13 protein-coding genes are annotated in these 13,939 nt (G+C 42.8%); 6 read left to right on the top strand and 7 right to left on the bottom strand.

The features are described from left to right. Window positions 1-2: 2 nt before the first annotated feature. Window positions 3-1,580: a glutamate--cysteine ligase gene (gene gshA / locus FTV38_RS09465; RefSeq protein WP_168379700.1), complete on the bottom strand. Its 1,578-nt coding sequence runs from the start codon at window positions 1,578-1,580 to the stop codon at window positions 3-5. A 210-nt stretch (window positions 1,581-1,790) separates the two neighbouring features. Between gshA and FTV38_RS09460 the strand changes: the two genes are divergently transcribed. From FTV38_RS09460 to FTV38_RS09445, 4 genes are all read left to right on the top strand, one after another. Then, entirely contained in the window at window positions 1,791-2,330 is a 540-nt protein-coding gene (locus FTV38_RS09460; RefSeq protein WP_180022323.1) for a DUF924 family protein, read from the top strand. A 59-nt stretch (window positions 2,331-2,389) separates the two neighbouring features. Next, window positions 2,390-2,947, top strand: a complete 558-nt coding sequence (locus FTV38_RS09455; RefSeq protein ID WP_180022322.1) for a hypothetical protein — start codon at window positions 2,390-2,392, stop codon at window positions 2,945-2,947. 26 nt (window positions 2,948-2,973) lie between these two features. Then, window positions 2,974-4,284 carry a DUF445 domain-containing protein gene (locus FTV38_RS09450; protein WP_180022347.1) on the top strand — a complete coding sequence of 437 codons (1,311 nt, stop codon included), beginning with the start codon at window positions 2,974-2,976 and terminating at the stop codon, window positions 4,282-4,284. 106 nt (window positions 4,285-4,390) lie between these two features. Next, complete coding sequence (locus tag FTV38_RS09445; RefSeq protein WP_168379702.1) at window positions 4,391-4,984, top strand: hypothetical protein; 594 nt, start codon at window positions 4,391-4,393, stop codon at window positions 4,982-4,984. 59 nt (window positions 4,985-5,043) lie between these two features. Here FTV38_RS09445 and FTV38_RS09440 read toward each other — a convergent pair whose 3' ends face one another. Next, window positions 5,044-5,331 carry a DUF2798 domain-containing protein gene (locus FTV38_RS09440; RefSeq protein WP_372491143.1) on the bottom strand — a complete coding sequence of 96 codons (288 nt, stop codon included), beginning with the start codon at window positions 5,329-5,331 and terminating at the stop codon, window positions 5,044-5,046. 177 nt (window positions 5,332-5,508) lie between these two features. Here FTV38_RS09440 and argS point away from each other — a divergent pair, with 177 nt between their 5' ends. Further along, complete coding sequence (gene argS / locus FTV38_RS09435) at window positions 5,509-7,299, top strand: arginine--tRNA ligase (RefSeq protein WP_180022321.1); 1,791 nt, start codon at window positions 5,509-5,511, stop codon at window positions 7,297-7,299. Between the two features lie 302 nt (window positions 7,300-7,601). Beyond that, the gene (locus FTV38_RS09430) at window positions 7,602-8,201 is read left to right on the top strand and encodes an SPOR domain-containing protein (protein ID WP_180004357.1); all 600 of its coding nucleotides are present in this window, start codon (window positions 7,602-7,604) and stop codon (window positions 8,199-8,201) included. 146 nt (window positions 8,202-8,347) lie between these two features. On the opposite strand, the gene asd is transcribed toward FTV38_RS09430, so the two are convergent. The 5 genes from asd to FTV38_RS09405 all read right to left on the bottom strand — a co-directional run bounded on the left by asd (window position 8,348) and on the right by FTV38_RS09405 (window position 13,755). Continuing rightward, window positions 8,348-9,199: an archaetidylserine decarboxylase gene (gene asd / locus FTV38_RS09425; RefSeq protein WP_180022320.1), complete on the bottom strand. Its 852-nt coding sequence runs from the start codon at window positions 9,197-9,199 to the stop codon at window positions 8,348-8,350. After that, entirely contained in the window at window positions 9,196-10,044 is an 849-nt protein-coding gene (locus tag FTV38_RS09420) for a sulfurtransferase (RefSeq protein ID WP_180011651.1), read from the bottom strand. Before FTV38_RS09420 ends, asd begins: the two co-directional genes overlap by 4 nt. Window positions 10,045-10,197: 153 nt before the next feature. Further along, the gene (gene pncB, locus FTV38_RS09415) at window positions 10,198-11,406 is read right to left on the bottom strand and encodes a nicotinate phosphoribosyltransferase (RefSeq protein ID WP_111885113.1); all 1,209 of its coding nucleotides are present in this window, start codon (window positions 11,404-11,406) and stop codon (window positions 10,198-10,200) included. Window positions 11,407-11,552: 146 nt separating this feature from the next. Then, window positions 11,553-12,053: an ankyrin repeat domain-containing protein gene (locus FTV38_RS09410; RefSeq protein ID WP_078193253.1), complete on the bottom strand. Its 501-nt coding sequence runs from the start codon at window positions 12,051-12,053 to the stop codon at window positions 11,553-11,555. Between the two features lie 184 nt (window positions 12,054-12,237). Then, window positions 12,238-13,755 (bottom strand): catalase, encoded by a 1,518-nt coding sequence (locus FTV38_RS09405; protein WP_180022319.1) that lies wholly within the window; start codon window positions 13,753-13,755, stop codon window positions 12,238-12,240. Window positions 13,756-13,939 lie beyond the last annotated feature (184 nt).

Raw genomic sequence — 13,939 nt, 5'->3', positions numbered from 1 at the left:
TTTTATCTAAAGTTTTTCAAATATTCTTCAAAACTCAAGGTGCAGTCTTGCTCAAGTTGAGCCTGTTTTTCTAAAGACTGCTCAGCAGCTTGTGCAAAGTATGCTGCAGTTTCAGGGCTCAAGACATGCTGCTCATACACTTCAGCATGTTGTAAGGCCATAAAGCTACCAAAGCCCCAAGTTCCACCTTGTTCTAAAGTATCGCTAATCATACGTGCCGACAATGTTTCATCGACTTCATCGATGCGTGATTGCATCACAGCCATTGCCTGAGTGTAAATATCTGTATTGTAAGAATCATCCAGCAATTCAGCCAACGGTTGCATCGCTGCAACATGTGTACGACACCATGTTTCAATTGGAATCGCCTGACCTTGCTGTAAAATCACTGCGTTTGGCGCACGACCACGGTTTACTACTTCCGCCTGATTTTTCTCAATTTCATTTTGTTCGGCATCTAACAATGCTGGGCTGTCTTGCAATAAACAGTATAAAGCCACCACTTCAAGCAAGCCTGCTGTGTCTTCATTGATCCCAATCGGGCTATAAGGATTGACGTCTACCGCACGTAATTCAACATAACCTACGCCACGATTTTGCAGGGCTTCAGAAGGTGTTTCACCATCCTGCGGCACTTGTTTCGGACGAACCAAACTGTAGTATTCATTTTCAATTTGCAATACATGGTCATTAATTTGAATCGGTTCACCCTGTTCATCATTTAAACCTAAATGACTAAATGCGGCATACGGGGTATGCACCGCTTTTTGCAAACCTTCCAAATATGCCTGAATGTCGTTGTAGTGAATCCCTAACTGTTTTTGTGCTGAATTCTGATAGCCAAAATTTCCCATACGCAGCGCCGTTGCATAAGGTAAAAATAACGTGCCTTTTAAGAGTGGTAACAGCTGATGTTCACGTCCGGTCATAAAACATTTACACACCGACGGGCTCGCCCCAACCAAAAACATCACCAATGGCGTTAAACGGATAAAATTACGGATCAGGCCAAAATAACGATGACTACGATAATCCTGTAAGCTCAATGCTTTGAGGGCATCGTCAGTTTCGTGCTGTTGTAGTGCTTCAAAGAAATGATCTGGGAAGGATAAATTATAATGCACCCCTGAAATGGTCTGCATCCGGCGACCATAACGCACCCCTAAACCACGACGGTACAAGGTTTTAAAGCGCCCAATATTCGAGCTGCCATATTGCGCTAAACGAATACTGTCTTCGTCTTTATCCAACATGCATGGCATCGACAACGGCCAAAGTTTTTCACCATGTTCTAAATGCGTATGCGCAACAGCATGAATATCTTGCAGATAATTCAACGCCTCGGTAATGGTTTCTTTTGGCGGTGTGATAAATTCCATTAAAGCTTCAGAATAGTCTGTCGTAATATGCGGATGAGTCAAAGCCGCACCCAAGGCTTGGGGATGGTCGGCCTGAGACAAGAAACCGTTGCTTTGCATACGTAAGCTTTCACGCTCAATACCGCGCAACATTCCTTTAATCAGCGAAGAATCTACCCAAGTCGGTAAAATGTCTTGAGAGGTCGATTCGGGTTGACTCATTGCTATCTCGCTTAAATGGAAGAAACTACTAAAATAAAATCATCAGTTTATATCAGTATAACGCGATTTGAAGTGGGCAAATGACCCACTGTATAGTTTTGAGACAAACCGTGATTTTATTTTGGCAATTTTTTATCACAAACTTACTCTATATGACATTTGAAATTTGTGATTTTATAAACAAATATATGCTAATAATGCTTAAAACTTATGAATTATCAAGATATTCTCGAATTTTGGTTTAACCCAGAAAATCAGCCTAATTGGTTCGCTAAAAGCAATAATTTTGATGTTTTAATCGAAAAAAAGTTTAAAGACATCCATCAAGCGGCCAGTCAAGCAGAACTGTGGCAATGGCGCACCACAGCCGAAGGTCGCTTGGCTGAAATTATTGTTTTAGATCAATTTTCTCGAAATTTATTCCGTGATTCTGGCTTGGCTTTTGCCCAAGATGCACTGGCTTTGGCGCTTGCCCAAGAAGCCATCGCGCAGGGTTTAGATCTACAATTAAGACCTGAACAGCGCTCATTTTTATATATGCCCTTTATGCATAGCGAATCGACAAAAATTCATCAAAGCGCGTTAAAATTATTTGAGCAACTGGGCAATCCGATCAACTTAGAATTTGAAAAAAAGCATAAAGTGATTATCGATCGATTTGGACGTTACCCTCATCGCAATTTGGTATTGGGCAGAACATCCACAGCAGAGGAATTGGAATTTTTAACCCAGCCCAATTCTAGCTTTTAATTGACGGCTTTTGGCCAGTATCTCCCCTTGCCAAGAACCGACTGAACAGGAGTATGCGCATGAACAAACTCATTATCGCAGCAGCCATGACCGCAGCACTGGGCTTCACCGGCTGTGCAAGCACCCCATCGAAGCCTTTAACCTTCGAACAATTGGGTCGTTATACTGCAACGCCATTAAATGCTCAAAGCTATCGGATTAGCTTCCAAGCTAGACCCAATATGAGCTATGGCACTGCCGAAGAAATCACCTTGGTTAAAGCCGCTCAAACCACCCTACACAATGGCTTTCAATATTTTAAAGTCATGGATGACCCGAGTAACCGGAGTCAAAAACCGCCACGCCAAGCAGTGATTTACCCAGACCCTATGCCTTATCCATATGGCTATTACCGTCGCCATCCCGGCTTTTGGCCAGGCCCGTTTTATGACGTTCCACAGGTGGTCACACTCGATCCAACTCAAGTTTCCTACAGTATTACTTGCTATAAAGATCGTGCCAAAGCCCCTCAGGATGCCTTTGATGCTCGCTTGATTTTGCAGTCACTCGGGGCTAAATATGGTCTAGACAGCGAAGGAAATCCTTTGCCTGTAGCCGCTGAGCCTGCCACCAAATAAGTCAACCCATAGAGACCCGATCATTGATGAACCCAACTGAACAGCCCGCTGTTTCACCCAGTCTGCAACGCAGTAAACGCTTTGCCACCATTGCTTTGGTGGTGGCGGTGCTGGCGTGGATTGCATTGATGATCGCAGCTAAATTGCTGCCTGAATACGTCTGGCTTATTCATATTTTGATGCTTTCAGCAGAAGCTGGCGTGGTTGGTGGTTTGGCAGACTGGTATGCGATAACTGTCTTATTTCGCAATCCTTTTGGTCGGATTCCGATTCCCAAATTTTTACGTGACCACACTGAAATTATTCCACGCAATAAAGCACGCATTGCCGAGTCGATGGGCCGCTTTGTTCAGGAAAATTTTCTTTCACCTCAAGTGGTTGAAAAAAGCTTAGCGGAGACGGATCTCTCACTTGCCGTCGGGAAATGGTTGGCCAATCCGCACAATAATGCGCAAGTGACCCAAGTCATTCAGCAAACGGTACCGAAAATTTTCGAATTTGTCGGTCAGGAACAAATTGGACGATTTATCCAAAATAACAGCGTGCAATGGGTGCGCAATACGCAAGTCAACCATCTTGCCAGTGAAATGCTGCGGGCAGTTTTAGAAAATGATTTCCATCAAGACGTCCTGCAACGTGGACTAGATTTAGCCCATGATTGGATGTTACAGCACCCCGAACAAACTCGTGATTTATCTCGTCAATTGTTTAAAGAACTCGGGGTTTGGAAGCTCGCCAAAGGTGCGAGCTGGATTGGTATTGATGTACAGCAGCGAACCATTGATTCACTGGTTAGTCGTGTCGAGTCCATGCTTGCCGACCATGAACATCCGTGGCGCCGTAAAATCGAAGACATGGCACAGCAGCTCATGCAGCAACTGGCGGACAATCAGAGTGTTGCCAGCCAACGCCTAAACAGCACCAAAGATGCCATGCTCGATAGTCCACAAATGTTGAATTTTATCAGTGGTGCAGTGGTGATTTTATGCGACGCGATTCGTTCTGATTTAGAAAAGCCCAACTCAGGCATTGCACAAAACCTACGCGTCGCCATTCAACAAGTGGGCGAAAATATTGTCTCTAATGTCGCTGTACGCCAATTGCTGAATGAGAAAATGAGTGATATTGCCATCAATCTCTCCGACCAATATAGTGAAAAAGTCATTCGGTTTATCAGTGAACGTATACATGAATGGGACTCACGTGAAATGATCGATAAGATCGAAAACGAAGTCGGTGGCGACCTGCATATGATCCGAGTCAATGGTGTCGTGGTCGGCGGTTTTATTGGCCTTGCACTGGGGATTATTCGTGCCTGTGTAGAATGGCTGCTTTAGCCGCCTGCAGCAGTCCTCCTCAAAGGAGATTGGCCGCAGGTTTGAGCTTTATGCGTAGAACCGTTAAACTTTGCCGATCCGAAAATTTAATAGAACAATAAAATCTATGCACTTACCTGCCATCTATACACTACCATTCATTCTAATCATCAGTAGCTTAAGCGCTTGCCAGACCATTTCCAAAACCAGTAGCACAGTCAGCGACAAAGTGATGGGCATGCTCGGTAAAGAAAAAGCCCCTGAAATCGATAAAAAAGGCACAGTCGATATCAGCAAAAGTACCCAACAACAGTTAGAAACCCTACTGACCAATATGCCGAAAAATCAGTGGGTCTATATTGAAAATGATCAACAAGGTACGTCTACCCTCAAAAATAAATCGGCAGACAATTTCACCTTGAGCCTCAAATTGAATTGCAAAATCAGCACTCAGCGCCCTACTTTCAGTTTAAGCAATGCAGATGGCCAAGACATCCTAAAAGCACATGACACGAATGTGGGGCAAATTCAAATTTTGCTCGACAATAAAAACTTTGGAAATCCGTTTGAGACAGCCAATCAGCAAAAGTTCCAAAACTTTAAAACCGCTATCGCTCAAGCTAAAGTCATCAAAGTGTTTAATGCCTCAAAACTCTATACCTTCCAAAACAACAAAGCCGAGTTACTCTCTAAAGCCGTAAGTTGTCGCGATAGCTTATAAATATTCAAGGCAAAATGCAGTAAGTCACCTTTTGACTCAGCTGTGACTTACATGCAGGCTTATTTTGCAGGTGGCTGTGGCCCTGACATATCGACCAACAGGCCTGTAAATTTTCGAACAAACGGCAATAAAATCAGCACAATGGGAAAAGCAATTGCCCAAGAAATCATCCAATTATGCAGCCATAGAGTCAGAAATCCCTCAAACCAGCCTAAATTTCTGAGCATATTAATAAACGAAATAATGCCGCTCATGAGACAGGACAAAATAAACGGCACGATAATCAGCGCCCAGCGTGCAGCTAACTTCGGCACATTGCCAAAAATTTTAGGGGTGGGTTGTGACATGTCCATATACTCAAGCAGTGATCCTGAATCGCTAAACCACTTATATCGTTTTACTTCGATATAAGCAATGCTTCACTTTTATCGAATATTTTTTATTCGCAACAAATGGGTTCACCTAAAGAGCCTGAAATTTGCTATATTTACCGTTTTTCTGCGACATTTATTTTTCGACTGATTATGAATACGGCAATACAAGCAGCGCTCGATCATGCAGTGCAATCCCTTCAAGCTGAAGGTGTACTCCCAACTGACTGGAACAATACTAGCAATTTGACCCGAACCAAAGACCGAAGCCACGGTGACTTTGCGTCAAACATTGCCATGATTGCCTCTAAAGCTGCAGGTATGAAGCCGCGTGATTTAGCCGAAAAAATTCTGGCAAATCTTCCAGAAGTCGCAGATATCAGCAAAGCAGAAATTGCAGGTCCTGGCTTTATTAACTTCTTTTTAAATGCTGACCAACGTTTTGCTGTCTTAGACCAAATTCAAGCTCAGAAAGATCAGTTCGGTCGCACACAGGCCAATGCTGAAAAACGTGTTCAAGTGGAATTCGTTTCAGCCAACCCAACGTCTAGCCTACACGTGGGTCATGGTCGTGGCGCAGCTTATGGTATGACCGTTGCCAATCTTCTTGAAGCAACAGGTGCCAAAGTTGACCGTGAATACTATGTCAACGATGCTGGCCGTCAAATGGATATCTTGGCGACATCAACTTACTTGCGTTATTTAGAATTGACCGGTCAACAACTGATCTTCCCTAAAAATGCATACCAAGGCGACTACGTTAAAGAAATCGCACAAAGCATTATCGACAAAGATGGCGATGCTTATGTACGCCCTGTTGCCGACATCTACAAAGATGTTCCAGAAGATGTGCAATATGCCGCTGAACTCGATAGCGAAGGCAATAAAGTCGTTGTTTCAGGCGATAAAGAAAAACACATTGATGGCCTAATTCATAATTCACAAAACCATTTGGCTGCGGGCTACCGTGTGTTCCATCAAGCTGCGCTGAAAGCCATTCTTGATGACATTAAAGATGACCTCGGTGAGTTTGGCGTGACTTTCAATCAATGGTTCAGCGAAGCAACCTTGACTGAAAAAATTGATGAAGCATTACAAATGCTCGATCAACGTGGTTTCTTATACGAAAAAGATGGCAACATCTGGTTCAAATCAACTGAATTTGGTGATGAAAAAGACCGTGTTGTGAAACGTCGTAATGGTCAGACTACATACTTCGCATCCGACATTGCTTATCACTTAAATAAACTACAACGCGGATATACCGATATCATTGATATCTGGGGTTCAGACCACCACGGTTATATTGCACGTGTGAAAGCAGCGATTGATGCGCTTGGCTATGATTCTAAAAAATTGACGGTGCTTTTGGTTCAATTTGTGAGCCTATGGCGTGGCGGCGAGATGGTTCAAATGTCATCTCGTTCAGGTCAATTCGTGACTTTACGCGACTTACGTAAAGAAGTAGGCAACGATGCTGCTCGTTTCTACTATGTCATGCGTAAATCAGAACAACACATTGACTTCGACTTAGACCTTGCTGTGTCTCAAAGCAAAGACAATGCGGTGTACTACATCCAATACGCACACGCACGTATCTGCCGTATGCTCGAAAAAGCCGCTGCGACAGACGTTCAATTCTCTGCTGAAGCTGCACGTCAATTTGCAGCTAAACTTGAGTTAGAAGCTGAAACTGAAGTTCTTGCTAAACTTGCGGCTTACCCTGAAATTGTGGTTCGTGCAGCAAACAGCTATGAACCACACCAAGTGGGTAACTACTTGAAAGAATTAGCGGCGTTGTTCCATGGTTGGTACAACGAAAATAAAGTCTTGGGTGATAATGCAGAACTGACTCAAGCGCGCTTATTACTGTCTGTAAACGTACAGCAAGTTTTACGCAATGGTCTTGAATTATTGGGTGTGAGTGCGCCTGAAAGCATGTAAGCAACCCTTTATGTTGCGAGCACAATAGAAATTCATCGGCATCGCCCATGCACAAACACAGCGCATGGGTTTAAGCGTCATCAATTGCATTGTGCTAAAAAGAATCCTTTTCAATACAGGCTCGAAATGAGCCTGTATTTCGTTTATATTCAGCAATATGTCCGTGTCATCTTGGCTGTGCTGAAATTGTGAAAATTAAACAAATTCCTGATGACACTCATGTAATATATAACAATCAAGACTTGCTACTTTGGGCTGCCCCAAAGTGGTTCGTGACAATTAAAATTAAATGAGGTTTCCACGTGTTTGGAAAAACGCAGCGCGGTGTATCTGATCGGCCAAATAAGCCTAAAAAACCATTGATTCCAGCATGGCTAGGTACACTTGTCATCATTTTAATCGTGTTGAGTTTCTTAGTTGCGCTCATGCTTTGGAAACCTTGGGAGCCTGTGAAGCCAAAAGGTCAAATTACCTCTGAACACTACCAAGAAGAAACCAATAAAGACTATCGTTTCTACGACCTATTGCCTCAGCAACAAGTGACGCCAATTCCTGAACAAGCTGTTCCAGAAACCGAAAATAAAGAAACGGTGGTGATTGTTGATGCACCAGAACAAAAGCCAGTTGAAACCACAGAGCTTGGACTAGAAACCACAGAAACTGCGCCTGTTGCTGCAAGTTATATTCTGCAAGTGCGCAGTTATGATGATCCTGATCAAGCCGATGCACGACGTGCTGAAATTATTTTGAACGGTTTATCTGCCGATGTGATCCAAAGTAATGAAAACGGCAAAGTTTGGTATCGCGTTGTGTCTGGCCCTTATGATTCACAAGAAGCTGCTGTGATTGCACAGCAAACTTTACGTCATAGCAGTATCGACTCGATTGTCGTAAAACGCTAAATTTTGAAATTAAAAAAAAGCGCCTGATGGCGCTTTTTTTTATTCATTCCTTTAATAAAGGGAGGTTAGAAGGGGTTCTTTTTTGAATACATCAGCTTAGCTCAAAAACCTCTCCCTAACCCTCTCCTAAAAGGAGAGGGAATTCATTAAATGGTATGCCCTATAGCTTCGCCCATCACCACAGTCGAGTTGGCTTTAAAGGTCGCATCCCATTGCATTTTGTTTTCTTCAAACAACACAACCGCTGTTGAACCTAAATAGAAACGGCCCAATTCTGCACCTTTTTCTAAGAATAAATCGTGTTGATTCAGTTCCAAACGCCCTGTCGGTTTAACTTTACCTGTAGCCACGGTTTCAATACCTGCCACGATCATTGCACCTACCAGTACGACCGCCATACGACCAACTTCTGTATCAAATAAGCAGACCATGCGTTCATTACGAGCGAATAAACCCGGAATATTTTCAGCAGTGGTCTGGTTTACTGAGAACAATTCACCCGGTACATACAGGGTTTCTGTCAATGTTCCTGCAAATGGCATATGTACACGGTGGTAGTCTTTTGGTGACAAATAAACCGTAGCAAACTGCCCATTTTTAAACGGCTCTGCCAATTGTGGATCGGCAATCAGGTTTTCAACGGTGAACTTCTGCCCTTTGGCCTGAAATACGTCACCATTTTCAATTTTACCTAGTTGTGAAATCGCACCATCTGCGGGTGAAACAACACTGTTGGCATTTGCATCAACTACACGTACGCCTTCTTTTAAAGAACGAGTGAAAAATTCATTGAATGATTTAAATTTCAGGGCATTACTTTGCTCAGCAATCGACATGTCGATGCCATACTGTGCTTTAAATGCGGTAATCACAGCATTTTTCACCACAGGGTTTTCACTCGCAGCCAATTTACCGACGATACGTGATAATTTGTGCTGTGGAACAACACGCTGAGCTTGAATAAAAATTTGTTTTTTTAACTGAGATGTAAGGCTCAAGACGGCAACTCTCCGGTGATCACAGGACTATCGAGTCGGTTGCCCCACTCGCTCCACGCACCATCATAAGCTCGAATATTCCAACCGAGTAAACGTCCCAGTATATAAGCTAGGCCCGACCGATGATGGGACTGACAATATACCACCACAGGTTCGTTTAAATTGAATCCCAATTGTTCTAAGCGTTGTTGTGTGCGTTCTAAAGGATGCAATTTTAAATGATTTTCCCGGTTAAGGGCAGTACTCCATTCGAAATGTCGTGCCCCCGGAATGTGACCGCCGCGTCGCGCAGCCAAACGTAGGCCTGTATATTCATCTTCGGTACGGCAGTCCCATACTTGGATCTGCTCCTGCTGCACACGAGCCAATAGCTCATCATAATCTGTTTGATACTGAGCACGCGCCTCTGCACTTACTTCAACCAATGGGCTCACGGGTTCAAATTGCTCAATTTCAGACGAGGTCGGTAAGCCTGCCCCAAGCCAAGCATGGATGCCACCATTGAGGAGACTGGTATTTTCAAAACCGAGGCAATGTAAGTTCCAAATCAGTCGACCAGCCCATGCACCACCTTCATCGTCATACACTACTACATGATGTTCTGGACTGATATTCAGATAACGAATGAGCTGCTCTAAGCCAGCTTGGTCAGGTAATAGTCCCATCGCTTGTTCTTCTTGGCGCACCAACAATTTTGGCTGGACATGCAGGGCATGTGGAATATGCAACTGGTCATAAACCGAACGACGACTTAAATCGACGATCCGTAGTTTTTCATTGCCCAGATGTGGAACCAATTCTTCCGCTTCAATCAGCAGACCAAAATTCAGTGTAGATGCTGTCATCGTTGTTCGTGTTGTATTTTGTGCGATTAAATTCGATCTTAGCATAAGTCATTTTCACTATTATTCTGAATTTTTGCATTCCTTTAGCAATATTTTAGATATAAAAAAGCCGAATCATTGATTCGGCTTTTTTATTTTTATCTAATGCTGTGTTTAAGCGCTAACTTCAGAGATGTCAAACACCTGACGTAGATACGCTAAGAAAGTATCATTATCCGTCATGGTTTTACCCGGACTATCTGAAATTTTTGCCACAGATTGACCATTACATTCAACCAGTTTCAGTACGATATTCAGCGCAGTTTGCCCCATATCATTGGTTAAGTTGGTACCAATACCAAAGCTGACTTGGAAACGGTCTTTAAAGTAGTTATGTAAATCCCAGGCTTTTTCGATATTTAGACCATCACTAAAGGTCAACATTTTACTTTTGCTATCGACTTTGAGTTTTTTGTAATGCGCATAGGCTTTATCGCCCCATTCATACGGGTCGCCACTGTCATGACGTAAACCGTCGAATAGTTTGGCAAAGTACAAATCGAAGTCACGTAGGAACGCATCCATACCGACAACGTCTGTTAAGGCTATTCCTAAGTCACCGCGGTATTCCTGCACCCATGTTTCTAGCGCAGACTTCTGGAAGTTACGTAGACGAACATCAAGCGCTTGGAATGCTTGTAGGAACTCATGCGCCATCGTACCAATTGGAGTAATGTTCAAGTCTTTGGCAATCAGAACATTACTTGTACCGCGGAAAATATACGGTGAAGCCTGATTTAATTCTTCAATTACATGCTTTTGCCATGCATAACTATAACGACGACGCGTGCCAAAATCAGAGACCAAGAATGGTGGATCATTTGGATTTTGCCGTGCTTCATACTGCTTCAGCAAGGCAATCTTATGTTGCAAACGGCGCTCACCTTCGGCTAAAACTTCGGGTGTACGAATACGTTGGAAATATAATTCATTGACGATGGCTAAAACAAAGATTTCAAACATCATCGCTTGAACCATTGGGCCTTCTACCCAAATGTCGAGTCGACCTTCATCATCAATACCCGCTTTAATAAAACGGCGTTTAAGCTGAAATAATTCAAGATAATCAACAAAATCGCTTTTAATAAAACGTAAACTGCGTAAATACTGCAATTCATCTTCTTTAAACTTCAACTGACAAAGCATGTCGAGCTGCATGTTTAAATCATCCAAAATTTCAACCAGTGGATAGGCTGTATCATCCAAGTTACGGCAACGAAAGTGATACACACTATGGGTTTGCGGAAATTTGTGTAACACCACCTGAAGCATGGTGAATTTATACAGATCTGTGTCTAATAAGGATTGGATGATTGGAGACATAAAGACTTTCAGTTTTTATCAACTCTTTGCATTAAAGCATACTTTATTGATAAAAAGCCGATTGATTTAGTGGAATAACTTATAAATCACCGCGATTCATCGACTTTTTTCAATTTTTTTGCTGAAGCTGAGCGCGATCAAGCTCACTATTTTTTGAGTAACTGTCGATATTTTTCTTCTTGACCAAATTCACGCGCAAACTGTTCTGCAGTCTTTTGCCCCATTTTTTTGGCATTTGCATCGCAATCCACTTGGCGTAATTGCTTTGCAATCGCCCATTCTAATTTAAACATGGCACCCATCAATGCGGTGTTGCCTTTATTGTCACGTGCGCAGCGGTCTGCACCTTGTTCTAGCAAACGAGTCACAATATTTTGATGACCATAATAGGTCGCCATCATCAGTGGTGTAAAACCCGAAGCATTGCGCACATCGACCGGAAAACCGTGCTTAAGAAATTCATTGATGACTTCTTCATTGCCAGTTTTGGCTGCAGCAAAGAAAATTGCGATCAATTCCTGTTGTGAGGTCATCTGATCGCTTGCAGTTGCTTTAGCGGGGGAGATATCTTCCGCGATTGCCACGTTTGCGAATGCGGAACCAAACGCTAGAAGACTGGCTAAAGTCAAATGTTGCATAACTTTCATGATGAACTCCAACAGAAATCGAATGTAGAATTGAATTGGAAACAATTCATTTCATTAAAAAAATGAATATTTAAGGAGTGCCTATGAAACTCCCCCTAGGGTGCAGGAAAGGTATGGAGCTTCATAGGACTTTTTTGAGGTAACGTTCTAGCCCCTAGTTACCAATCCTTCAGACTGATCGAAATTAGTCTTTCAGTTGTGCTGCTTTGGCTTTTACAGTTGCAAGGTTACCGTTTACTGCTTTGGTCATACGCATACCGTAATCTGCATCTGCTTTGTAGAAGTAAGACAACATGATGTGCTTGGTCTCAGAATCTTTTACGTTGCCAAGATCCGCAGCCAAGTTCATGATTAAATCGTCTTTTTCTTTAGCAGAGTATGAACGGTAAAGCTCACCCGCTTGCTTGAAGTTTTGCTCTTTGGTACCGATCTGTTGAACTGTGCCAGTCAGCGGTGTTTGAACTGCACGTGCTTTCTCAGTGGCAGCTTTAGGCTCTTTACGGCTTGGCTCGTAGTTCACGTCAGAATCACGCTCGCTAACATTCATGTAGCCATCTTGGTTGTTGTTGTTAACAGCAACAAGCGGACGGTTTACTGGAATTTGCTGGTGGTTCGCGCCTAAACGGTACATTTGAGTATCTGAGTAAGAGAAGATACGACCTTGTAATAGACGGTCTTCTGAAGGCTCGATACCTGGAACTAAGTTACCTGGAGCCAATGCCACTTGTTCAGTTTCATTGAAGAAGTTTTTTGGCATACGATTCAGCGTTAAAGTCCCCACTTTGGTTTCTTTCACTAGATCTGTAGGCCAGATTTTTGTTGGATCAAGCGGGTCAAAATCAAAGCTGTTTAAATCTTTAGGATCTAACACTTGGATATAAAGATCCCATTTCGGGAATTTACCAGCATTGATGTTGTTATAAAGATCGTTAGTCAAGTGGTTGAAATCTTTACCTTGTTGCTCAGCAGCTTCTTTAACGTTCAGACCTTTCACACCTTGTTTAGAGCGGAAGTTGAATTTAACGTATTTGTATTCGCCTTTGTCGTTATAAAGCTTGTATGCATGCACACCAAAGCCGTCTTGTTCGCGGTAGCTAGTTGGAACGCCTTGGTTACCATACACATAAGTCAACATGTTGGTTGCCCATGGCTGGCTAGACAAGAAATCAAATACGCGGTTTGCGTCTTGAACGTTGTTGATTGGGCTAGGCTTCATGGCATGGATGAAGTCTGGGAATTTGATCGCATCACGGATGAAGAACACTGGAGTTTGGTTACCCACTAAGTCCCAGTTGCCTTCTTGTGTATAGAACTTAATCGCAAAACCGTGCGGATCACGTAAAGTTTCTGGAGAACCTTTACCGTGAATTACAGTCGAGAAACGTAAGAAAACTGGAGTCTTGGTACCTGCTTTGAACAATGAAGCAATGGTGAGATCAGATAAATCTTTAGTTGCAACGAATTCACCATAAGCACCTGTACCACGGGCATGTACCACACGCTCAGGAATACGCTCACGACCAAAACGTTGTAATTTTTGAACCAATTGTACGTCTTGAAGTAGAACTGAACCATTTGGACCCGCAGTAATCGAGTTTTGGTTATCGCCTACTGGTGCACCATTGTCTTTAGTTAATAGCGCTGCTTGAGTCGCCGCTGTTGCTGTTGCTAACATCGCAACCAATAAAGAACGCTTAAACATCGTCTTAATCTCTCTGTTAAATACCTTTCCTGCCCCGCAAAGATACTGGCATTCAATAAATAGATAAAACAGATTATTTTTATAAATTCAATCGCATTATTAGATTTATAAAAAATATACAGTTCATTTTCAAATGTTTAAGCCCAAAAATTTCTACACATCGCCTCGAAAGAATGCTGTCTTT

It is taken from the genome of Acinetobacter sp. YH16044, from assembly GCF_013417145.1.
Classification (GTDB): domain Bacteria; phylum Pseudomonadota; class Gammaproteobacteria; order Pseudomonadales; family Moraxellaceae; genus Acinetobacter; species Acinetobacter amyesii.
This window is presented reverse-complemented; position numbering and strand designations above follow the sequence as displayed.